26 protein-coding genes and 1 pseudogene are annotated in these 21,914 nt (G+C 66.5%); 17 read left to right on the top strand and 10 right to left on the bottom strand.

The window, feature by feature from the left end; genetic code table 11:
* Positions 1-33: 33 nt before the first annotated feature.
* Entirely contained in the window at positions 34-936 is a 903-nt protein-coding gene (locus AB4Z47_RS01335; protein WP_441947290.1) for an SDR family NAD(P)-dependent oxidoreductase, read from the top strand.
* Between the two features lie 244 nt (positions 937-1,180).
* On the opposite strand, the gene AB4Z47_RS01330 is transcribed toward AB4Z47_RS01335, so the two are convergent.
* Positions 1,181-1,534, bottom strand: a complete 354-nt coding sequence (locus AB4Z47_RS01330; RefSeq protein WP_441947337.1) for a Tn3 family transposase — start codon at positions 1,532-1,534, stop codon at positions 1,181-1,183.
* 96 nt (positions 1,535-1,630) lie between these two features.
* Between AB4Z47_RS01330 and AB4Z47_RS01325 the strand changes: the two genes are divergently transcribed.
* On the top strand, positions 1,631-4,039 hold the full coding sequence (locus AB4Z47_RS01325) for a Tn3 family transposase (protein WP_441947336.1): 2,409 nt from the start codon (positions 1,631-1,633) through the stop codon (positions 4,037-4,039).
* Positions 4,036-4,578, top strand: coding sequence for a Tn3 family transposase (locus AB4Z47_RS01320; protein ID WP_441947289.1), 543 nt, complete (start codon positions 4,036-4,038; stop codon positions 4,576-4,578). Before AB4Z47_RS01325 ends, AB4Z47_RS01320 begins: the two co-directional genes overlap by 4 nt.
* Before the next feature lie 209 nt (positions 4,579-4,787).
* Here the strand turns inward: AB4Z47_RS01320 and AB4Z47_RS01315 are convergent, their stop codons facing one another.
* Complete coding sequence (locus AB4Z47_RS01315) at positions 4,788-5,630, bottom strand: NmrA family NAD(P)-binding protein (RefSeq protein ID WP_441947288.1); 843 nt, start codon at positions 5,628-5,630, stop codon at positions 4,788-4,790.
* A 63-nt stretch (positions 5,631-5,693) separates the two neighbouring features.
* Here AB4Z47_RS01315 and AB4Z47_RS01310 point away from each other — a divergent pair, with 63 nt between their 5' ends.
* On the top strand, positions 5,694-6,029 hold the full coding sequence (locus AB4Z47_RS01310) for a winged helix-turn-helix transcriptional regulator (protein ID WP_441947287.1): 336 nt from the start codon (positions 5,694-5,696) through the stop codon (positions 6,027-6,029).
* 229 nt (positions 6,030-6,258) lie between these two features.
* Here AB4Z47_RS01310 and AB4Z47_RS01305 read toward each other — a convergent pair whose 3' ends face one another.
* Positions 6,259-7,182 (bottom strand): AEC family transporter, encoded by a 924-nt coding sequence (locus AB4Z47_RS01305; protein ID WP_441947286.1) that lies wholly within the window; start codon positions 7,180-7,182, stop codon positions 6,259-6,261.
* 26 nt (positions 7,183-7,208) lie between these two features.
* On the opposite strand from AB4Z47_RS01305, the gene AB4Z47_RS01300 reads away from it, so the two are divergent.
* The 6 genes from AB4Z47_RS01300 to AB4Z47_RS01275 all read left to right on the top strand — a co-directional run bounded on the left by AB4Z47_RS01300 (position 7,209) and on the right by AB4Z47_RS01275 (position 10,974).
* Positions 7,209-7,766, top strand: coding sequence for a CGNR zinc finger domain-containing protein (locus AB4Z47_RS01300; protein WP_441947285.1), 558 nt, complete (start codon positions 7,209-7,211; stop codon positions 7,764-7,766).
* Between the two features lie 180 nt (positions 7,767-7,946).
* Positions 7,947-8,342, top strand: a complete 396-nt coding sequence (locus AB4Z47_RS01295) for a nuclear transport factor 2 family protein (RefSeq protein ID WP_441947284.1) — start codon at positions 7,947-7,949, stop codon at positions 8,340-8,342.
* A gap of 75 nt (positions 8,343-8,417) precedes the next feature.
* Positions 8,418-8,825: a PPOX class F420-dependent oxidoreductase gene (locus AB4Z47_RS01290; protein WP_441947283.1), complete on the top strand. Its 408-nt coding sequence runs from the start codon at positions 8,418-8,420 to the stop codon at positions 8,823-8,825.
* Between the two features lie 80 nt (positions 8,826-8,905).
* Positions 8,906-9,361 (top strand): MarR family winged helix-turn-helix transcriptional regulator, encoded by a 456-nt coding sequence (locus AB4Z47_RS01285; protein ID WP_441947282.1) that lies wholly within the window; start codon positions 8,906-8,908, stop codon positions 9,359-9,361.
* A 287-nt stretch (positions 9,362-9,648) separates the two neighbouring features.
* A complete protein-coding gene (locus AB4Z47_RS01280) occupies positions 9,649-10,260 on the top strand; it encodes a recombinase family protein (RefSeq protein WP_441947281.1) in 612 nt (203 codons plus the stop codon).
* 126 nt (positions 10,261-10,386) lie between these two features.
* A complete protein-coding gene (locus AB4Z47_RS01275; protein WP_441947280.1) occupies positions 10,387-10,974 on the top strand; it encodes a hypothetical protein in 588 nt (195 codons plus the stop codon).
* Between the two features lie 60 nt (positions 10,975-11,034).
* Here the strand turns inward: AB4Z47_RS01275 and AB4Z47_RS01270 are convergent, their stop codons facing one another.
* From AB4Z47_RS01270 to AB4Z47_RS01255, 4 genes are all read right to left on the bottom strand, one after another.
* On the bottom strand, positions 11,035-11,211 hold the full coding sequence (locus tag AB4Z47_RS01270; RefSeq protein ID WP_441947279.1) for a hypothetical protein: 177 nt from the start codon (positions 11,209-11,211) through the stop codon (positions 11,035-11,037).
* 52 nt (positions 11,212-11,263) lie between these two features.
* A complete protein-coding gene (locus tag AB4Z47_RS01265; RefSeq protein WP_441947278.1) occupies positions 11,264-12,034 on the bottom strand; it encodes a hypothetical protein in 771 nt (256 codons plus the stop codon).
* A gap of 116 nt (positions 12,035-12,150) precedes the next feature.
* Positions 12,151-12,678 (bottom strand): hypothetical protein, encoded by a 528-nt coding sequence (locus AB4Z47_RS01260; RefSeq protein WP_441947277.1) that lies wholly within the window; start codon positions 12,676-12,678, stop codon positions 12,151-12,153.
* A gap of 67 nt (positions 12,679-12,745) precedes the next feature.
* Positions 12,746-12,940, bottom strand: a complete 195-nt coding sequence (locus tag AB4Z47_RS01255; protein WP_441947276.1) for a DUF6011 domain-containing protein — start codon at positions 12,938-12,940, stop codon at positions 12,746-12,748.
* A 331-nt stretch (positions 12,941-13,271) separates the two neighbouring features.
* Here AB4Z47_RS01255 and AB4Z47_RS01250 point away from each other — a divergent pair, with 331 nt between their 5' ends.
* From AB4Z47_RS01250 to AB4Z47_RS01240, 3 genes and pseudogenes are all read left to right on the top strand, one after another.
* Positions 13,272-13,844: a hypothetical protein gene (locus tag AB4Z47_RS01250; RefSeq protein WP_441947275.1), complete on the top strand. Its 573-nt coding sequence runs from the start codon at positions 13,272-13,274 to the stop codon at positions 13,842-13,844.
* 54 nt (positions 13,845-13,898) lie between these two features.
* Positions 13,899-15,332, top strand: a complete 1,434-nt coding sequence (locus tag AB4Z47_RS01245) for a hypothetical protein (protein WP_441947274.1) — start codon at positions 13,899-13,901, stop codon at positions 15,330-15,332.
* Positions 15,333-15,503: 171 nt separating this feature from the next.
* Positions 15,504-15,573, top strand: a pseudogene (locus AB4Z47_RS01240) (recombinase family protein); the annotation flags it as partial.
* 40 nt (positions 15,574-15,613) lie between these two features.
* Here AB4Z47_RS01240 and AB4Z47_RS01235 read toward each other — a convergent pair.
* Positions 15,614-16,564: an AEC family transporter gene (locus AB4Z47_RS01235; RefSeq protein ID WP_441947273.1), complete on the bottom strand. Its 951-nt coding sequence runs from the start codon at positions 16,562-16,564 to the stop codon at positions 15,614-15,616.
* 42 nt (positions 16,565-16,606) lie between these two features.
* Positions 16,607-16,984 carry an asparagine synthase-related protein gene (locus AB4Z47_RS01230; RefSeq protein WP_441947272.1) on the bottom strand — a complete coding sequence of 126 codons (378 nt, stop codon included), beginning with the start codon at positions 16,982-16,984 and terminating at the stop codon, positions 16,607-16,609.
* Between the two features lie 57 nt (positions 16,985-17,041).
* Between AB4Z47_RS01230 and AB4Z47_RS01225 the strand changes: the two genes are divergently transcribed.
* Positions 17,042-18,244: a hypothetical protein gene (locus tag AB4Z47_RS01225; protein ID WP_441947271.1), complete on the top strand. Its 1,203-nt coding sequence runs from the start codon at positions 17,042-17,044 to the stop codon at positions 18,242-18,244.
* 185 nt (positions 18,245-18,429) lie between these two features.
* Here the strand turns inward: AB4Z47_RS01225 and AB4Z47_RS01220 are convergent, their stop codons facing one another.
* Positions 18,430-18,624, bottom strand: coding sequence for a hypothetical protein (locus AB4Z47_RS01220; RefSeq protein ID WP_441947270.1), 195 nt, complete (start codon positions 18,622-18,624; stop codon positions 18,430-18,432).
* Positions 18,625-19,012: 388 nt separating this feature from the next.
* On the opposite strand from AB4Z47_RS01220, the gene AB4Z47_RS01215 reads away from it, so the two are divergent.
* The 3 genes from AB4Z47_RS01215 to AB4Z47_RS01205 all read left to right on the top strand — a co-directional run bounded on the left by AB4Z47_RS01215 (position 19,013) and on the right by AB4Z47_RS01205 (position 21,570).
* Positions 19,013-19,249: a hypothetical protein gene (locus tag AB4Z47_RS01215; protein ID WP_441947269.1), complete on the top strand. Its 237-nt coding sequence runs from the start codon at positions 19,013-19,015 to the stop codon at positions 19,247-19,249.
* 169 nt (positions 19,250-19,418) lie between these two features.
* Entirely contained in the window at positions 19,419-20,795 is a 1,377-nt protein-coding gene (locus AB4Z47_RS01210; RefSeq protein ID WP_441947268.1) for a serine hydrolase domain-containing protein, read from the top strand.
* A gap of 43 nt (positions 20,796-20,838) precedes the next feature.
* Positions 20,839-21,570, top strand: a complete 732-nt coding sequence (locus AB4Z47_RS01205; RefSeq protein WP_441947267.1) for a MerR family transcriptional regulator — start codon at positions 20,839-20,841, stop codon at positions 21,568-21,570.
* Positions 21,571-21,914: the final 344 nt, after the last annotated feature.

Raw genomic sequence — 21,914 nt, 5'->3', positions numbered from 1 at the left:
TTCCGCTTTGCTCATACTACCGAGGAGGACCGCATGACGAACTGGACCACCACCGACATCCCCGACCAGACCGGACGCACCGCCGTCGTGACCGGCGCGAATTCCGGACTGGGATTCGAAACGGCCGCCGCACTGGCCGCCAAGGGCGCACACGTCGTGCTGGCCGTGCGCAACCTGGACAAAGGCAAGGCCGCCGTGGACCGGATCCTGGCCGAAACACCCCACGCCAGCGTGGAGCTGCAACAACTCGATCTGGGATCCCTCGACGGGGTGCGCGCCGCGGCCGCTGAGCTCAAAGCCGCCCATCCGCGGATCGATCTGCTGATAAACAACGCCGGGGTGATGTACCCGCCCAAGCAGGCCACCGCAGACGGCTTCGAGTTGCAGTTCGGCACCAACCACCTCGGGCACTTCGCCCTGACCGGCTTGCTGCTGGACGCCCTGCTGCCCGTGCCCGGCTCGCGGGTGGTCACGGTCAGCAGTATCGGGCACCGTATCCGCGCGGCGATCCACTTCGATGACCTGAACTTCGATCACGGCTACAGCGCACTGGCCGCATACGGCCAATCCAAGCTGGCCAACCTGCTGTTCACCTACGAACTCCAGCGGCGCCTGGCCGCCGCCGACCAGGCCACGATCGCGGTCGCCGCCCACCCCGGCGGAGCGAATACCGATCTGATGCGTCACCTGCCGGCGGTATTCGGGCCCGCGATAGGCCTGCTCACCCAATCCCCCACGATGGGCGCGTTGCCGACCCTGCGCGCGGCGACCGACCCCGGTGTGACGGGCGGGCAGTACTACGGCCCCGACGGTCTCGGAAGCATGCGCGGGCACCCGAAGCTGGTGTCGTCGAGCAAGCAGTCCCACGACCCCGATCTGGCGCGCCGGTTGTGGCAGGTCTCCGAAGACCTGACCGGCGTCAGCTACCTCGACTGACCGATCCGCCAGCACACGACGGGACTGGAACCCGATGCGCGTCATCGCGGTCGCGTTCCCGCAGCGGCCGGTAGCCAGTGGGGTCTCTCCTGGGCAATAGTGCGCGACGAGGCCCCCGAACCCGGACATCACCGGCGGCGTAGGACCTGTGCGCGCCTGCCGGCGGCTCAGCGCCTCGGCCCAGGGACGAGAACAGAACCCATCGACCGGACCAACACGGCCGACAACCGGCCCGATCCACCGATCAGGCCGAGACGCGGTGACCCGTCAGGTCCAATCGCGTGTCCATGTCGAGCCGGAATCGGCCGTAGGGGTTGATGTTCGACCAGAACAGCGGTGTCAACGCGCGGCGCTCGTTCTCTCCGATCAGCTCGCGGAATTCGGATTCCTCCAGAACTGCTTGCAGCAGAAGGGTGTTGATGTGGACCATCGCCGATTGCAGCAGGTGTAGCGCCAGCATCGACACCTCGGCGTGTTCACGGTCGGCGCCGGTGAGCTGGGAGTCCTTGCCGTAGAACAGGACCGTGTTGGCGGAGTTCCAGTTCTCCACCACCTGCAATCCGGAGTTGATCTCCCGGCGGAGTTCCTGCGAGGCCAGATAGTCGGGGTGCCGTTAACGATCGTGTCACCTGGTACATGAACGTTCCCGAAACCCAGTTCGAGGGAGGTTGGCGCGGTGTAGTTTTCGCGCGTGATGAGGGAGCTCGACCAGGATGAGTTGATCGACCGGTGGACGTTGATCGGCAAGGAGCCGGAGCTGGTTGCCACCAAGCGGGGTGCAGCGAAGATCGGGTTTGCGCTGATGCTGCGGTTCTATACCGAGAAGGGTCGGTTCCCGCGCGGGCGGTCGGAGATCCATGACGATGCGGTCGAGTACGTGGCCCGGCAGGTCGGAGTTGATCGGACCGAGATCGCGTTCTACGACTTCACAGGGCGCACGAGTAAGGCTCATCGAGCCCAGATCCGCCAGGCGCTGGGCTTTCGTGAGTGCAGCGTCGCCGACGCCGACGCGCTGACAGGGTGGTTGGTGGACAACATCACGCAGGCTCAGCGGGGCGTCGATGCGGTTCGCGACCATTTGTTGGCCCGATGCCGGGCGGAGAAGATCGAGCCGCCGACCGGTGGCCGGGTGTACCGGATCGTCCGCTCGGCGCTGAGTCTCGGTGAGGAGCTGCTGTTCGAGCGGGTCAGTTCCCGGCTGACCCGCGAGGTGGCCGACCGGATGTTCGCGTTGATCGGCGACGCGGAGGCCGAAGAAGATGGTTCGGCGGTGTTCGCCGCGATCCGCTCTGATCCGGGCACGGTCAGTTTGAATACGATGCTGTCGGAGATAGCGAAGCTGGAAGCGGTGCGGGCGGTCGGGCTGCCTGTTGACGTGTTCGCCGATGTCTCGCCGAAGATTGTCGCGGCCTGGCGCGGCCGTGCGTCGGTGGAGTCGCCGAGCCACTTGCGCCGGCACGCCCCGGAGGTCGTGTTGACGCTGTTGGCGGCATTGCTGCATTGCCAGGCGCGGGAGCTGACCGACACGCTGGTGGAACTGTTGATTGCGACGGTGCATCGCATCAACGCCCGCGCCGAGGTTCGTGTGACCAATCAGCTGATCAAGGAGTTCAAGCGGGTCACCGGCAAGGAGAACCTGCTGTTCAAGGTGGCCGAGGCCACGGTCGACGCCGGTGACAAGCTGGTGCGCGACACCGTGTTCCAGGTCGCGCCGCAACGGGTGCTGCGTGACCTGGTGGCCGAGTTCAAGACTTCGGGGCCGACGTATCAGCGGACGGTGAAGGCGACGTTGAAGGGCTCCTACACCAATCACTACCAGGCTGGGCTGATCAAGCTGCTTTCCGTGTTGGAGTTCTGTTCCAACAACACCGCCCATCGGCCGGTGCTCGACGCGCTGAAGCTGATCGGCCGCCATGCCTCGGGCGCTTTGCGCTATTACCCGGTCGAGGAGACGATCCCGGCTCATCGTGGGGTGAGCGCGGATTGGCGTGAGCTTGTGTATCAGACCGACAAGCACGGAAAACAGCGTGTGGTGCGGATGGTGTACGAGGTGTGCACGTTCCAGGGGCTGCGGGATCAGTTGCGGTGCAAGGAGATCTGGGTGGTCGGTGCGGACAAATGGCGCAACCCGGCCGAGGATCTGCCCGCCGATTTCGAGGAGCGCCGCGTCGAGCATTACGAGGCGCTGCGCAAACCGTTGGACGGGTCGGAGTTCATCGCGGCGATGCAGGCCGAGATGCGCGCCGAACTCGAGGGGCTGCACGCCGCGTTGCCCAAGTGCGAGTGGCTCGAGATCAAGGAACGGAAATCTGGGGCGATCAAGCTGACGCCGGTGCCCAAGCAGCCCGAGCCGACGAACCTGCGCAAGATGAAGAGGGCGATCCGCACCCGGTGGGGGCAGGTGCCGTTGATCGATATCGTCAAGGAGACGGTGCTGCGTACTGGGTGCCTGAAATCGGTCACCTCGGTCGCGGACCGGGGCGTCATGCCCGAAGACGTTCTTGCCGAACGGCTTCTTCTGGGGCTCTACGCCTATGGCACCAACACCGGTATCCGGTCGGTCGCCGGTGGCGACCACGGCCACAGCGAGGAGGACATCCGCTACGTGCGCCGTCGGTACCTGACGCCGGAGGCGGCGCACCAGATCGCCATCGAGATCGCCAACGCGACCTTCCGGGTGCGCCGCGCGAGTGTGTGGGGCGAGGGCTCCACCGCCGTGGCCAGTGACTCGACGCATTTCCGGTCGTGGGACCAGAACATCTTCACCGAGTGGCACTCCCGCTACGGCGGGCGCGGCGTGCTGATCTACTGGTCGGTGGAGAAGGGCTCGGTGGTGATCCACTCACAGCGGATCAACTGCTCCGCGTCGGAGGTCCACGCGATGGTCGAGGGCGCGGTCCGCCACGGAACCGAGATGAAGGTCGAAGCCAACTATGTGGACAGTCACGGCCAGTCCGAAATCGGGTTCGGAATCACAAAACTGCTGGGCTTCGACCTGCTGCCGCGGATCAAGCGGATCAACAAGTGCAAGCTGTACCGGCCCGCGGCCCGCGGCCCGCGGCCGGCGAGTCCGGGCTGCGGCCTAGTCTCGGACCGGCGATGACGCGCCCGATCCGGTGGGAGTTGATCGCCGAGCAATACGACCAGATGGTGAAGTACGCGACCGCGATCCGCACCGGCACCGCGTCGACAGAGGCGATCCTGCGACGGTTCATGAAGGCCAACGCCACCCACCCCACCTACCAGGCGATGATCGAGCTGGGCCGCGCCCAGAAGACGATCTTTCTATGCCGGTACCTGCGCAGTCGAGAACTTCAGCGGGAGATCGAGGAAGGGCTCAACGTCATCGAGTCCTGGAACCGGGCCAACAGCGTCATCTACTACGGCAAGACCGGCGAACTGTCGTCCAACCGGGCCGACGAGCAGGAGCTGAGCGTGCAGTGCCTGAGAATCGTCCAGGCGTCGCTGGTCTACGTCAACACCCTGATGATCCAAGACCTCATCGAGGACCCCGACACCGGCGAGGTCCTCGTCACCGCCGCCGACAAGCGCGGGGTGACACCACTGTTCTGGGAACACGTCCTGCCTTACGGGGAGGTCAAGCTCAACATGAGCAACAGGCTCACGCTCGGCGGCGGCTGATCAGCCCGACTCCATCGGCCGTTCGACCTCCACGAGACGGCCCGGAATCGGACGAGTGGTCCCGGTGACCGCCCCGGGGGGCCTGACGGGAGGACGCCGGGGCGGGTCTTGGCGTGGTGGTCGGGCTGTACTCGAGGGTTTGGCAGACCGTCCATCGAGTACGGCTTGCCAAGCCCTGCCTACTCGGTCGACGCCGAGAGCGGTTGCGGTCAGAGGCCGACGTCGGCCAGCCACTGGCTTGTGGTCCGGGGGGTGACGCCCAGCAGTTTCTGGGCGGAGGTCTGCGGTGTGATCGAGCGGCCGGGCATGGCACTCATCGCCTGATAGGCCCCTGCGATATCAGCGGCCGGGCCCTCCCCGATCAGGGGCGCGATGAAGGTGCGCATCTGCTCGGAAGTGATCTGCTCGAAGACCACGTCTCGTCCGAGCCGGGCGCCGAATGCCTCGGCCAGGTCAGGTCCGGTGATTGCCGGGTACTGTCCGACCGAGACCACACCGGTGACGTCGGTGCGGTCGAACAGGGCGACGACCGCGTCGGCGATGTCCAGGTGGGAGGCCCAGGAGACGGGAAAGTCGGCTCGGATCGGGTAGGGCAGTACACCGCGCTCGCGGACCGAGTCGATCACGTACGGCATGAGCAGGTTCTCCAGGTATAGCTCGGGCGCGACCACCGCGTAGGACACACCGGCCTCGGCCAGGCCGGCGGCCAAGGTCTCGGCGGCACCGCTGATGGCGGGATCGATCGGGAAGCCGCTGGTGGAGAACAAGACGCGGTCCGGGCGGGCCGCGCGGACAGCGGTAAGGATGTTGCCTGCGAACAGTCGGCGGTCGTCTTCCGAGGCCACCGGCAAGTGGACGAAGACTCCTGCGGCACCTCGGTAGGCGTCGGTCAGGTCGGCGGCGGAGGAGTAGGCGGCGGATACGACGCGCGCGCCGTCCACGACGGCGTCCTGGTTGCGGGTCACCGCGGTCACCGACTTTCCCGCAGCGGCGAGAGCGGCGACGACAGGGGCACCCTGGGCGCCGGTGGCGCCATGAATCACGTAGGTCATGCCTCTATTAGTGCATATCATGCACCAGTTACATCAAGTGCACTAATGGGATACGCTCAAAAGATGCCCGATCCCTGTCTGCCCGAGTGCGGTGTCGCCCGGTTCCTCACGCTGCTCAACGGCCCCTGGGCCACCCTGATCGTGCGTGAGCTCCTGCGCGGCCCGCACCGCTTCACCGAGCTGCGCGACGCGCTGCCCGGCATCAGTCCGCACACCCTGACCAGTCGGCTTCGCCAGTTCGAGGCGCACTGCATCGTCACCCGCACCATCTACGCGCAGATCCCGCCGCGCGTCGAGTACGCGCTGACTCCTCTGGGCGAGGGGCTGCGCGACGTCTTGGACGCCATGGGGACCTGGGCCATGGCGGTACCGGATCCCGGGGCCGACGGCGCCGCCTGACGTGCGCCCCCGCCGGGCGGCGCGGACACGGTCATGCCGAGGGCGCGAGCCTCTACCGCAGGGCGTCGTTGTCGTCATGGTGGACGACTTCGAAATGCAGCCGCAGACCGTGTTTGTCCAGCAGCTCCGCCACGATGGGGTTCGAGTGCGGCTTTGATCGTCGGACACCGCCCGGTCGCGAATCCCCAGCAGCGCGCGGCTTCGATGTTGTGAGATACATGCGTGCGGGCTACATGACTCCGGCGAAGGCCAGAACGGCGGGCAGGGTGGCGGCGGCCAGGATGGTCTGCACACCGGTGATGGAGGCCATGAGCCGGGAGTCGCCCCCCATGCGGGCGGCGAGGACGTAGGCCGAGGGCGCGGTCGGCAGCGCGCAGATGATGACGATGCTGGCCAGCGCGGCGCCGGTGACGCCGAGTGCGTGCGCGAGCGCACCCGCTGAGAGCGGCAGCGCCACCAATTTCAGCAGGGATGCGGTGCCGATGTCGAGGACGTCGCGCAGTCGCAGTCGCAGGGTGATGGCCGCGCCAGCGGCGAGGGTTCCGCACATAAGTGCGGGCGAGGCGAGCAGTTCGATCGGCGCGGCGGCCGCGTCCGGGAGCCCGGCGCCGAGCAGGTTGAGTGCCAAGCCGATGCTGCAGCCCAGGATAAGCGGGTTGGCGAATAGTTCCCGCCACGGCCCGGCCCGGTGCGCGGGGGAGTCCTCGTCGCCGTAGATCGTCAGCGTGGTCACCGAGATGACGTTGACCAGCGGGACCACCACGGCGGCGGCGATCGCGAACGTGGCCACGCCTTCGGCGCCATGCAGGGCGGAGGTGAAGACCAGGCCAATGTAGGTATTGATGCGGATGCTGCCTTGCACCAGCGACGTCAGTTGCGGGCCGTCGGCGCGCAGCACCCGTCGCAGCGCGATCGCCAGCAGTCCGGTGCCGAGGATCGGGACGGCGAGCCCGAAGGAGAGCAGCCCGAGGGAGACCGATCGCAGGTCGGTGCGGGCGATAGAGCCGACGAACAGCGCCGGGGTGAAGACCCAGTAGCTCATCCATTCCAAGCCGCGCCAGAACCCGGGGTCGGTCACCGCCTGTCGGCGCAGGAAGGCGCCGAGAACGAGAACAAGGACGACGGGAACGATCGCGGTGGCAACAGCATGCACACAGCAAACCTTGCTGTAATGGGTCGGTGCAGTTCAACCATGACAATATGACGGGTGTCTTCCTGGCCGCCGACCTGGTCAACCTGCATACCGGGCAGGACTGGTCCCTCGAAGGCGTGGAGGCGGTGCTGCGGCACCATGAGATCCGCCGACCCGAACTCTCACCGGCCGCGGTCACCGCGCTGCGCCGCTGGACGGCGCGGCTACGTTCGGTTTTCGCCGCCCCCGACGCCGAGACTCGCTGCCACGCCGTCAACGCCTTGCTCGTCGACGGCGCCGCTGGTGTCTACCTGACCACGCACGACGCGCTGCGCCCGCATCTGCATTTCACCCCCGACGAGGACGACGTGGTCGGCCGTGTCATGGCCGTTACCTCCGGAAGCCTTGCCATTTTCACCGTCGAAGCCGAAGGTCGTCGGCTCGCCGCCTGCACGAGGGCGGGATGCCCACGCGTGTTCGTCGACACCAGCCGTAACGGTCGCCGCACCTACTGCTCGGCACGCTGCGGCAACGCCGACGCCGTCGAGCGGCACCGCCACCGGACCCGCCACGCCACCTCACCGCATACGAACGTCGTGCGATAGATCGGGCGCTGCCGAGATCCGCAATACACAAACATGGAAGTTGCTTCCATGGAATGTAGTTTGCTATGGTTGCACTCGCAGCCCACGAGGGTCGCATTCCCTGAGACGAGAAAGGCCGCCCACCGCGGCCGAATCATCACCCGTACCTCACCAGTTGAGGACCGCAAGGAGTGAAATCACATGAGCGACACCAATATCGACATCGCCCGCACCTACTTCCAGGCCGTGCGGACCGGTGACATGGCGACCCTCGCCGACCTGCTGGCCCACGACATCGTCTGGCACCAGCCCGGCGCCAACCAGTTCTCCGGCGACCACAAGGGCCGCGACGCGGTGTTCGCGATGCTCGGCGCCATGATGCAGGCCAGCGCCGGCAGCTTCGCCATCGACACCGTCCACACCCTCATGGGCAACGGCGACCAGGTCGCAGCCACCATCCACTTCTCCGGCCGACGCGATGACCTGTCCATGGCCATGGATGGGGTGGACCTGCTGCGCATCACCGATGGCAAAATCGCCGAGATGTGGCTGTTCTCCGCCGACCCGGCCGCCGAAGACGCCTTCTGGGGCCGCTGAACCCGCCACGCCCACCACCTACCGGCCAGGGCGCATCCTCTCGAACACTTGCCGAAGCGGATAAGGATGGTTCGCATGCCGACCATGACCGAGGAACAGTGGCGCGCCTTCATCTCCCACGGAACTCGCACCGGCACACTCGCGACCGTCGCCGCCGACGGCGACCCGCGCATCGCCCCGCTGTGGTTCGCTCTCGACGGCAACGATCTCGTCTTCCAGACCGGCAAGACCTCGGTCAAGGGCCGAAACCTCGTCCGCGATCCCCGCTTCACCCTGTTGGTGGACGACGACCGGCCCCTACGGGGCCGGGTCGCGATTTCCGAAGACCCCGACGACGTGCGGTATTGGGCTGGGCGTCTGGGCACCCGTTACATGGGCGAAGATCGCGCCGAGGAATACGCCGCCCGCAACGGCGGCCCCGGGATCATCAACATTTACGGCCGCATCGACACGGTCGTTTCATTCGACGGCGTCGCCGATTGACCCTGCTCGCGGTGGGTTGCTGCCCGCCACGCGCCGGCATCCACCACGAGCACCCCAACCACAGACCAACGGAAATAGTGATGATCACCGACCTGAAGTCGCTGTACGACAACCTGATCCGCTACGAGATCGAACTGTGGAACGCCATCGACGCCGCCCTGCGCGCCGAATGCGATCTCCAATTGACCTGGTTCGAGATCCTGCGATTCCTGGCCGGACACGGCTGCAGCCGCGTCCAGGACATCGCCGCGGAGTTCGCCATCACGGTCGGCGGCGCCAGCAAAGCCGTCGACCGCATCGAGGCCGCCAGCTTTTGCGCACGCCGCGCCAACCCCAACGACCGCCGTTCCTCCCTCGTCGAACTCACCCCGTCTGGGCAACAGGCCCTCGACCAGGCCACGACCGTCTTCGACCGCGAACTCGAACAGCGCATCGGCGCGGTACTCGACAACCAGACCATTCAAACGCTCACCACCGCCCTCACCGCCCTCCGCGCCGCCGGGCATGCACGCGACAGCGACCGCAAGTCCGCATAGACCGTGTGTCGCGATTCGTTTCACCGACCTGACGCAGTGTCATTTGGGGTAGGGCCTGCTCGAACGCCCAGGTGACCCAGCCGCAAAGTAGGCCCAATCCGATGGGGGTGCACCCGCCAGCAAACTGTTCCATTTCCTTGGAAGTGGAACGACCGATGCCACGCCGATCAAGTTGCCGCCGGCGCTCGGCGACCAGGGTGAACCGCAACGGCATTCGTTCCGGAAGTCGTTCCACCGAAAGTGTTCCGAAAGGCCCGTACGCCGACGAATTCCGGTACATTTCGGGAATGGCGAGCACACCAGCACACCCGCCCGGCGGACTCGAACTCGGCTACGCCCGAGTCTCGACCACCAAACAGAGCCTCGAACGCCAGCTCGACGCCCTCGCCAACACGGGACTGCCCGACGAACGGATCTACGTCGACAAGAAGACCGGCGCGACCGTCGACCGGCCCGGCCTGACCAAGCTGCTCGGATACGCGCGTCCCGGCGACACCGTCGTGGCCTACACCCTCGACCGGCTCGGCCGGAACCTGCGCGAAGTGCTGAACCTCGTCCACGACCTTGGCGAGAAGGGAATCGGCGTGCGCACCCTCGCCGACCCCATCCCGATCAACACCGCCGACGACGGCATGGCCCGCATCGCGTTCCTGCTGCTCGCGCTGTTCGCGGAGATGGAACGCACCTTCACCGCTGAACGCGCCGCCCACGCCCGCGCCGTCGCCGAATCCAAAGGCCGCCACATCGGCCGACCCGCCGCCTGGCCCGACGACAAAATCGACTACGCCCGACTGCTCCGCGAACAGGGAAACAGCCTTGGCGAAATCACGAGCAAGACCGGCATCCCGAAGACCTCACTGCACCGCTACCTCACGCCAGCGGCCGAACAAGAACAGTAATCCCGGCGGCTACCTGGCCGAACAGGGCTTCATGTACCGGGTGACACGATCGTTAACGGCACCCCCTGTCGGACCGCCCGGACATACTCGGACCGGCAGGGTTACTACGAGCACGAGGGGGTTGGTGTGAGTTTCCGAGACTGGTTGGGACGCAAGGACAACGACATCCAGTTGGACGAGGATGTGGCGCGGTTCATCGACCCCTACGACGATGTCGACCGGATCCAGGACGGTGACAGGGTCGCGGTGGATCTGGGTGCGGTGTTCGAGAAGACCAGGGTGGTCATGCAGCGCATCGAGATGGCGCCACACGAGGCGATCCGGCTCGACAGCATCACCAGTCCGGAGACCTGGTACGCGGTCGTGCAGGCCGGGTTTGCGCCGATGGTGGTCTCCCATATCGTCACCACCGCCCGTGAGATCGTCGCGGCCCGCCACCCGTGGCTGTTCGACGGCCGCGAATTCGACATCGAGCACGCGGACCCGCTCGCCGGCGCACAGGTCGTCGGGACCGTGGACTACAGCGAGCTGCCCGCGGCCAAGAAAATTCTCGACGACGAATTCAACAGTCGACCCTCCCGGCTGGATGACCTCGTCGCCGGGATGGAACCTCTCCAGCTGATCAGCCTGCTCAACGGTGCACTGGTCACCTACGGATGGATCGTGTACCAGCTCGCCGACCCGGACATTGTCGCGAAGCTGCGCCGACTCTGAACCGAAACAGGTGGGGCTGGAACCACGATGGTTCCGGGCCCCCACTGCTGTATCCGGCTGCTACTTCTTTCGTGAGCCGCCGCTGTTCTTGGCGGCCGCCGACTGTGCCCGCGGTGCGAAACCGGATTTCGCGCTGGAGCTTCGAGAGTTCTTCGCCGCGGCGGACTGGATCCGTGCGGCCGCTGCGCCGGTCATCGCCGTGCCGCCTGCGTGCCGCTTGCTGTCGGGCTTCGACATCACATAACTCCTCTCCGAATCGGTGGTGGTAACAACCACCCCAGGAACGGCGTTAGAGTGTCCAGCTTCCTGGACGGTTCCGGGCTTCGCGAACGGGGTTGTAGGACTCCCACGAGTTTTGGTCGGTCTCGCCTCGCTCGTAGCGTTCGGTGTTCCAGGCGTCGTAGGCCCGTTCCAGCTGCGGGGTGGACTGGTGCGGGATCTTGCGATGGCGGCAGAACGCGAGGAATTCCAGGGCGGGTTCAGCCACCCGCCGGCGCCGCTCCGCGCGCGGATCCTCGGCAACTGCGGCTTGCTCGAGGTCGGCGACGCGGCGGGATCGGGCCAGTTCACCGACGTCGTAGGCGATACGCCGCAAGATCGCCACAACGCGGGGAACATCCGCGACAACGTGGAACCGTCGGGGCCAGTCCGACTCCGGGCGCAGGTTCACCCTCGGCGGGTACGTCTCGCGGTCCAGGTGCTCGAGCCAGTCAGCGCAGTGGCGGATCCACTCCACCTCGTCCTCCAGACGCCCAGCGATATCGGCACGGCCCGCCAGCTCACCGTCATCGACGTCGGGATCCTCCGGCGCGGGCCAGCCCGCCGAACGCAAACCACCGAGCGCGGTATCGAGGGCGTCGAGATCGGCGCCGGTGACGAGCTGATGGACCCGCGACGGCGACAGCCCTGCCGCTGTGGCGATCTCCCTGATCGACGCGCCGTCCGTTTTTGCCGACGCCAGCGCCCACGCTCGTTCCTTTTCGGCCTGCTCCAGCCGCCACGCCGCCCGGGTCACCCGAGCCAGCACCCGACTTTTGCGCCGCCACGCCACCAAGTCCACGACCAGAGAACCCCTCAGCCAGAGTGTTCAGGAAACTGGACACTCTAGCGGTGGTCGTGGGGCGGTTGTTACCGACGCCAGTGCTGACAACCGCCCCAATCCGCCCGCGGCGCGGTTCAGTTCTTCGCGATCTGGCGGCGGAGGGCGAAGGCGTTGGGATAGGTGCATGTCTCGGACGGGCGGCCGCCGGTGAATACGCGCCAGAAGATGCCGGAACGGTCCGGCGCGAACCAGTCCATGGCATCCATGGCGGCGGCGGCGACCTCGAGTTGGTCGGCGATGATCAAGCCGTCCGGTGTGCACAGCTCGTCTCCGTGCAGACGCCAGCCGTGGAAGCCGGCGACAAACCGGGCCAGCTCGGTGAGGCTGCGGTGCGGGAGGGTGGTCGCACCGGACTGCACCTTCTGCAGTGCGGATCTGGAGTAGCTGGGCACCCAATCGTCGTCATCGTCGAGCGCGGCGATGTCGGCGAGGAAGGCGGTAATCGGCAGCGCCGATGAGTCGTTCGGATACCGCTGTTGTTGGTCGGCGCAGTGACCACACAGCCGAACCCGTTGCCGCGACCAGTGCCGGTCACTGCTCGCATCGTCGTCGAGCTGCCCGCATCCAGCACACCGCGGCGTGCTGTTCCAATACGTCGTCATGAACGTCAGTATCCGCGCGATACCGACAGTCCGAACGAATTGCGGCACAACCGAATCCGTGAGGAACTCATGCAGCGATGTCGAACAGGGTCAGCTCCTGCGGACGTCGCGCGGCCGCAGCGCGCAGTTCGGCGCGTTCGCGGATTGCGCACGTCGGTCCGATCCCGGATGCGACCGATTGCGGCGACAGCAGCCAGCCGTGACAGCGGCGGCAGTGCACAACCAGCCTCACCGTGGGCCGGTCCTGGTCGGTGGCGGCCATATCAGTCTCCTCTGGCCATGGCGGCTACATCGCAAGTGTGACATGCCGGACCGACACCACATCCCCTGTCGTTCTCCCTGAGATTCACCGATGTCGATGCGGTCTGTCGGTTTCACACGGCATTCTGTCCTCGACGAGTTACCGAAATAGTGGGGAGGACGCCGAGATGGCATGGGGCAGAAGCGATGAGAGTTCAGCACCGTATCCGTTGGTGGTAGACGATGCCACCCAGCAAGCTCTTGGCCTTGCGGGGTTGGAGGAACTGGCCGGGAACCTGTGGCCACACGAGTGCCAAAGCTGCGGGCGGTCTCTGGCTGGTGTCCGTCCTACCGTGCATGTGAAGGCTGCAGACGCCGTCGCGTCCGCGACCCTGCACCACCCCGACTGCCAGGCCGCGCGCTGGGACGACAACCCCATCAACCAGACCGGCCCGGCCGCCGCCCTTCTCAACTTCGTCGCCCGCGCCGTGCTGCTGCCCACCTACGTCGAGAGCACGGGTGCGCAGGTGTGGCGGCCGTTCCTGCTCGTCAATCCTGGGCTGGAGCAGGTCATCCTCGCCGATCACGGCGGCCAATGGCGCGTCGCCACGACCAACTACTACGCCCAGTACGGGCTCGGTGCCGGCGGAGAGATACTGCGGGTCGACAACACCGTCCCGAACGCCCTCGCGACCCTGGATGACTCCGGCGTGGTCACCGTGCTGCTCGGCGACCTCCGTGCAGGCTGGTCCAGCCCCTGCGACCCCGAGCTCGCCGACCGCATCCGAGAACTCGACGGCATAGCGTTGGCAGTGAGCAGCGCTTTCCACCCGGCACACGAGATCAAGGACCTCGTGCAGGAGTTCGCCGGCGCCATCAGCGAGGGCCAGGTAGCGGGCGGTTGGGTCCGCCTCACCACCACCTGAGTCCAGGTCAACTGCCGGTGTGGATGTCTTCGGCGAGTCGGTAGGGAGGTCGTTGTGTGGGAGATGGACCAACTGAGCGAGGGCCAGTTGCGCGAGGTGTTCGGGGCGGATCGGTGGTGGCTTCGCGCACCAGGGTTTCCCGATAGCGAGCGTGACGGTGCCGGGGTGGCGCGGTGGTCGGCGGATCGGGTGTGGGAGTGGTTGGCCGTGCAGCGTCCGGCGGCGGCGGCGGTCGTGCCGTTGCGGTATTGGCCTCGTGGTGTGGCGGTCTATCAGCGAGCTCGGGAGATCTCGGACGGGGTGGTGCAGGACTGGTCGGTGCGCGGGGTGGTACTGCGGGTGGTGTGGCCGACCGTTGAGGCGCTCGCTTCCGGCGGGGTGGTTGCCGCCGCGGCGCAGCTCGCTCCCCAGGTGTCGAGGGTGATCGAGGTGCGTCACGATTTCGGGTTCCGTGGTCCGTCGCTGTCGGTGTATGACGAGTCCGGTCGCATGATCGATGCCGATGGGCCGGTCTGGCCCGAGCTGGCGCTGGTTCTGGGCGGTCGAGCACCATACTGGCCGTATGAGTTGCGGGACGGTGCGGCGATGCGGCGCTGGCGGCCCGGTGCCCCACCGGTCCGGGTGGCGGCCGCGTTCGACGCACTCGATCCGGCGCCGCTGCTGCGGTTGGCGGCCATCATCCCCGCCGGGGACACCGCCCACGCTGTCCTGGTCGCGCTTGCCCGATACGCCGAGCACCGCGCTAGCGGGGACGCCGCGGACACGGTCGAGATGATCACCGGTGATCCGAACATGGCGCCGTGGGTGGATTTGGCCGCGACCAGCATGCAGGTCCCCGAACCCGGCGACCTCGAGGAGGTCGTGGGGCGTGACGGGTGGCTGAGCATCGCCGCCCGCACCGACACCCTCGCCCATCAGGCGGTGAGCGAGGTCCGCAAATCCCGGTACAGCGTCTGGCTGCCCTACACCGCCGCCGAGTACATCGACCCCACGACCGGGCTCGGCGCGGAGTGGGCCTCCCGGCTGCGGCCGACCAGCCCGTATGCGGGCTTCGAAGTCCTCTACAGCCACCTCATTTCCGGGGATGAGTACACGATCACCGGCTATCTGACCGATCCGGCCACCGACGCGCCCGCGGTCCGCCTGGCATCCGGGAATCTCCTGGCGGCCGTGCCGCATCGGCTGCCGACGAGCAGTCCCCTGGCTGCGGTGACCGTCGGCACACCGATATGGGTCCGCCTGGCAGACGGCACCGTGCACTTGGCTCCGCGGCGGGATGCACCCGGGATCAACTGGGGCTATTCGGGCAGCGGCACCAGCACCCTCGCCCTGCTCATCACGCGGCTGCTCGACGACATCACCACCCCCGCCGCCGACCAGGTACGCGGCGGGCCCCTCGGACTGGAGAAGCTGCTGCAGACCGATTGGCCCCACGGCACGACCTTCACCCGCGCCGAACTCGACGCGGCCCGCGACGGGCAGGCGTAGAAGCTATCAAGCGTGATCGAGGCGGGCCGCCCTGCGGTCAGTTGCAGGACGCCTGGAATGGGTAGCACGTCTGCGGCGCGGCCACCGTCGGCTGGACCGGTTCCGGCGGCACCGTGGGCGCGGTGGTCGTGTGTACCACCGGTGCAATGAAGTCCTTATGGCCCCCGGCGGGGGGCCGTCGCTGAGTTCGAGCGCTCCCTGATCCTGGAGCGTCAGCGTGCGGGCATCGCCGCAGCCAAGACCCCGCGGCGCCTACACGGGGACCCTTTACGGCAGGCTGATCAGCGTGCGACCAGCGCCCATATCGGTAGCAACAGCAGCGCCGCGATGGATGTCTTGACTACCACGGAGGCGGCGAGTTCGACTTCGGTGTCGTATTGCTGAGCGAAGATGAACAGATTCTGCGGGGCGGGCATGGCCGCGATGAGCACGATGTAGCTCAGCCACTGGCCGGTCAGGCCGAATACGTACCGGCTTGTTGCGAGGGCCAGCAGGGGGAACAGCACACATTTGAAGCCGATCAGCCAGTATTCATCGCTGGTTGTACCCCGTATCCGCAGGCCAGTGCCGCCGAGATGTAATCCCAGCGCGAACAACGCCACGGGTGATGCCGCTGCACCGGCCATCGACAATGCATCCAGTGTCCAGCCGGGCACCGGTAGGTTCGCTGCGTTGGCGGCGATGCCCGCGTAGCAGGCGAGTACGACCGGGGTGGTGAGTGCCGCCCACACGCCGCGCCGCACTTTGGTCGGCGTGGCCGCCCCGGGGTCGTTGTGGCTGGCAGCGGATTCCATGATCGCGATCACCACCACGGTCAGCACACAGACCTGCAGGAGGATCACCGGGAAGATGGGTGAGGCGTCGCCGAAGAGCAGAATGAACACCGGTATCGCGAAATAGGCGGTGTTCACCTGGCAGGCACTCATGATCCGCAGCGCGGTTCCCCGGGTGCTCGACCCCGTCACCGCTTGCGCGACGATCGCGACGACCGCCATGGCGGCCACGGCCGTCGCGGCGTAGGCACTGATCGCGGTGATGTTGAATACTTGGCGCAGGTTGCTGGTGTAGAGGCTGCCCAGCAGGTAGGCGGGGATCGCGAATCGAAATGCGAACTCGGAGAATGCTTTCGATGTCGATGAGTCGATGATCTTGCGGCGGGCGAACACGACGCCTGCTCCGAAGATCAGCGCGACCGGTGCCAGCTTTTCGATCGTGTCGATGGTTCCGGTCACCGGCCGCCGCTTCCATCTGTCATCACGGCGCTGTCTCTCCTCTCACAGTTGCAGACCCCGAACTGCCAGCCATCGCTCCAGGATCAGAATCGACCACAGCAACTCCGCGGTCTGGTTCGCGGGTCGGGCGGTCTGTCGTGCGAACAGCGATTTCATTTCCACCGCATTGAACAGGTTTCCGCTGTGTTCGGCGGGTAGCACCACGTCGGCGACCATGTCGTAGAGCGGCTGGCCGGGTTGCATCATCGCGGTGATCGGCAGGGTGAACGGTTGTTTGTCGCGGTCGATGATGCAGGCGGGAAGCCTACCGCGCGCGAGCGCCGCCACGGGTGCCTTACCGGCGCCTCCGGCGACCTTGGCTTGGGCCGACGCCGACTGGGCGAACACGCCGTGCTGCACGGCCGTCGCGACCGTGTCCACCCGAAAACCCCCTACAAATGGCTGGGCGGTGCCCTGCCCCGCGCGCCCTGGCCAGACTTGGTCGCGGCGCTGTTCACCGCCGAACTCTCCCGCCCGATCACCCCCACCGACCTCGGCTGGACTGCCGCGTCCACCGGGCCGATGCTCCCGGCCGATTCAGGGCTGCAGGGACCGTGGACCGCCGAAGGAGCCTTGCGCGCCATCGAGGCTGTCACCGAGGCTGATCCCATGCAGCGACGGCTTTTCCTCACCCTGACGGGTACCGCGATCACCGTCCCCGCGCATCAGTGGCTACTCGCCACGCAGGTCACCGAGCTCGCTCATGTCGCTGGAACCCGCATCGGTCTGGGCACGGTCGATGAGATCGACACCATGACCGCCAGCCTGCGCCGCATGGACGACCAACTCGGCGGCGGCGCGTTGCTGGAAATGGTTCGCGCGCACCTGCGCCACGTCCTGCATCTGCTTCGACACGCCAGCTACGACGACACCACCGGCCGTCGCCTACACACCGCTGCCGCCGAACTGTTGCGCCTGGCCGGGTGGCTTTGCTTCGACACCAGCCAGCATGCGCGCGCCCAGCGTTACTGGGTAGCTGCTCTACGCACGGCCCACAGCGCCGGAGACCGAGGCCTCGCGGCGAACATCCTCGGGTTTATGTCGTGCCAGGCCAAAGACATCGGCCAGCCCCACGAAGCCGCGCTACTGGCCGACACGGCGCTGTCGGGGTATCCCGGTGCCAGCGGACAGGTTTCGGCGATCCTGAACCTGCGGGTCGCCGAAGCCTACGCCGTCGCCGGGTCGGCGGGCGATACCCGTCGTGCGATCGACGCCGCCTTCACCCACCTCGACGCCCCCGCTGCCGCGTCGCCGGACTGGAGTTACTGGCTGGACGAAACCCACGCACACGGCCAAGCCGGATACTGCTACCTGCGTCTCGGCGAACACACCGCCGCCCGCCACCACCTGCGTGCCGCACTACGGGGCCAGACCGGCAACGACTCCCGCGAAGGCGCGCTGCGCTACACCCTGCTCGCCACCACCTACACCCGCAAACCCGAACCAGACATCGAGCGTGCCCTGAGCCTCGCCGGGCACGCCGTCGACCTGCTCACCGACCAAGTCACCTCCACCCGGGTCGTCGGCCACCTCACCACCCTGCTCAGCGACCTCACCCCGTTCCGGCGTCAGCCCGCCGTCCGCGAACTCGGCGACCGCGTCCGCTGCCTACAAGCAGCGACCACCAGCAGAGCCAACTGACACGCATCCCGTGCGCCCCGCGCGGGCGCCCTCCACACTCCCGGCATCACCCGGCGTCGCTGTGGAAGTGCCTCGGTTATTCGCTTTAGTTTCGCTTTTCTTTCCTATAATCGGAGGCGGAAGACCCCGACCACCCATCTGCATGAGTAGCCGGGGCCCGATTCTCGTGACGCCGCCCTAGGAAGCTATGTCACGAGTGCCTGGCAGCCGCCGTCCTGGATCCCAGGATTCAGGACGTCCGGTTGAAGGGCAATCACCAACGGCAGTAGCAGCTGAAGCACTGCGAATGCCCCGGCGATCACCGACAACCCCTGCGCCAGAATCTGGCGGCGCAAGTCGTCGTCGTTGTCCCGATCTCTCGGGTGGTCGCTCGAACTCACGTCGAAACACCTTTCTGCTGTTGCTATTTGATGCTGCTCAGAAGGTGTCTTCCTCGCTCTGTCGAGCCACCAGAAATTCTAGGCGTCAGTCTGGGTCCGGCTCTACTGATTCTGCGCACACGCGTAGCCCATTTTGCGAAACCTCAAGCAAGGGTAGGTAGGTGTCCACTCGTCAGGGGTAAACGGATTGCCGGAAGACATCCCTGGTCAGTGAAGTGGGATTGGGGGCGTGCCGGATACGGCCTGTGGGGTCCAAGTTCGCCGGATCTGGCGGTAAGCCGCCACCGCAGATAGTTTCGCGAGTCGGTACCCGCCAGCTGCATATGCCCAGGTCGCTGTTCGAGTTACCGCTGTCCTGCACGGCATTGTAGAGGCGGCTTGGGGCGACGTGCTCGACGCGGCGTACGACACCTTCGGCGACGATTGGCCCGGCGGCCCCCCGTCGGAGTGGCCGCCGGGTGGTGAGGTGTGTCTGGACGGCGCGGTGTATCGGCCCGTGGTCTTGACTGCGAGGATGCTCGCTCCTCCGGACGAGGAGCACTGGGCCCGACTCTGGACGGCGATGCGGGATCTTGCTGCCGAGCATGGGGATGACAACGTTCGACTGGTCGTCTGGTTCGGCTGAGGGCTCGCGCAAAGACGATCGTGCACACCGGAAACTGATGGCAGCGTCCGGTAACGATCTTGATGAGACACCAGAGGGTGTTGGAATCCGGATCCGATCGGTGGTGCGGTCGGCGAGTTTCGGATGAGGGCTTGACCTTGCCCCCGGGGCAGGGTTCGAGCATGGTGGCATGAACGAGATAACGCAGCAATTGTCGGATTTCGTCGCGGCCGAGGCCCAGAAGCTGGGCCTGCCGGGTGCCGCCGTCGGGGTGTTGGCCGGTGGTCGAGAAGATTTCGCGTGCCACGGGGTGACGTGTGTGGACAATCCGCTTCCGGTGGACCGGGACACGATGTTCGTGGTCGGGTCGGTCAGCAAGACCTTCACCGCTACCGCGTTGATGCGGCTGGTCGCCGAGGGGCGGGTGGAGCTGGAGGCGCCGGTGCGGCGGTATGTCCCCGAATTCGCCCCCACCGATGCGGGCGCGGACGAGATCACCGTGATGCGGCTGCTCAACCATACGGCCGGGCTGGAATGGAAACTCAGCGTCGACACCGGCGAAGGAGACGACGCGTTGGCGCGACACGCGGCGAAACTGGCCGAGTCGCCCCTGATCTCGGAACCGGGAGCGCGGGCGTCCTACAGCCAGGCGGGGTTCAACCTGGCCGGCCGGATCGTGGAGAATGTCACCGGATCGAGTTTCGAGCGGGCCGTCGCGTCACTGTTGTTCGAACCGCTTGGACTCACGCACAGCCGCTACGCGGTCAACGACGTCATGACCCGGCGATTCGCGGTGGGCCACAACGTCGATGCGAACGGTGCGCTCGCGGTGGCCCGGCAGTGGAAGGACAACCGTTCCAACAACCCCGGCGGCGGTGTGGCGACGTCGGTGAGCGATCTGCTGCGCTGGGCGCGGTTCCATCTCGGCGACGGCCGGACCGAGGACGGCGAGCGCATTCTGCCTACCGAACTGCTGCACCGGATGCGAGAACAAACCGTAGAACTGCGCGGCAGCACCCTGGGTGACGCATTCGGCATCTGCTGGTTCCTGCGTGAAGTGGACGGTGTCGCGACCATCGGACACGGCGGATCGGGCAATGGCCAGTTCGCCGACCTGCTCATCGTGCCCGAACGGAACTTCGCCGTCGCCGTGACGTCGAACGCGGGCCCCGACGCCGGCCTCGCATTCAACCGGACCCTGGTGAACTGGGTGCTCGAACACTACCTCGGCGTGCTCGAACCCGACCCGCAACCGCTGCCCTACGACACGGCGCGGGCAGCGGAGATCGCTGGTAGCTACGAGAACGAGATGATGCGGCTCACCCTCGACGCCGACGGGAAAGTGTTGACGATCGGATGTGCCATCAAACCGCAGGTCCGGGCCGCCGCGAACACCGAAATGCCGCCCGACCTGCCACCGGCTGTCTTCGGCCTGCTGCCCGGCGACGCGGACGAGTACATCGTCACCGAGGGTGGTCTGCAAGGACAACGCGGGTTCTTCACCCGTGACGAATCCGGCGCGGTGGCCGGAATCGATCTCGCCGGCCGGTTGTTCACCCGCGTGTGATGATGTGCGACGCGGCTGGGCGCATCAGCGAAGGGAGACGCGCATGATCACGATCGGGCAGCTCGCACGGTATGCGGGCGTAACGATCAAGGCCGTGCGCGTCTACCATCAGCGCGGCTTGCTCCCGGAGCCGGCGCGCGACGACTCCGGCTATCGCCGCTACAGCGCCGAAGACGCCGTCGATCTGGTCAAGATCAAGACATTGGCGCGGGCCGGCGTGCCCCTGGCGCGGGTAAAGGAATTGCTGGCCGCCGACTCCGACGAGTTCGCGGCCGCGATCGCCGAAATCGACCGCATGCTCGCCGAACGCGCCGAAGAGATCCGCCGGACCCGCGAGCAGATCGCCGAATTGAGTTGCGGCGACCGACTGTTCGTGTCCGCCGACGTCGCCGAGTACCTCGACCGCCTGCAACACCTCGGGATCAGCGAGCGCAGCATACGGATGGAACGCGACATCTGGATTCTGCTGCAATCGGTCGCCCCGAACCAGGCGTCCGAGTGGATCGCCGACAAGCTCGACGCCATCGACGATCCGCAATTCCGGGCCATCTACCTCGACTACGACACGGCCTTCGACTGGCCTCCCGACGACCCGCGCCTGGTCGACCTCGCCCACCGCACCCGGCAGTGGCTGACCGCCAGATCCACCGGAGCAGGCCGGACAACTCCGGCGCTGGACCCGAAACTGGTTCACCTGGTGAGCGAATCAATCGGTATCACCTCGCCGGCCTGGGAACGACTGGCACAGATCGCACAAAGGCCGACCGTGGAATAACACACCCGTTACCCGAGTCGGCCATCCCAAGCAAGTCGATCCTTCCGACTTCACCCTGCCTACAGTCTCCGAACACACCCACCCGCCCGCTACAGCACCTCCCATCGCCGCCATCGAACAGCGCGAAATAACCGCCACATGGCACCGCGAGTCACACTCAGGTGAGCACCAACTGATGCTCGGCGATGTCGGTCTGGGGTACACACACCAAACCGACACGGACGGCCTGGAGCTTCGCCCGTGGAGGCCGATAGTTGCAGGTCGCTCGGTTTCGCAGTCTGCGACACACACCCATGAAACATGCCAGTGCCTTGCGGTTCATGCCACGGACAGGAGTTCGGACT

Origin of the sequence: Nocardia sp. 2TAF39, assembly GCF_052114905.1 — a bacterium.
In the GTDB taxonomy this organism is placed as follows: Bacteria; Actinomycetota; Actinomycetes; order Mycobacteriales; family Mycobacteriaceae; genus Nocardia.
The sequence above is the reverse complement of the archived record's forward strand: the minus strand, read 5'-3'. Positions and strand labels throughout refer to the sequence as shown.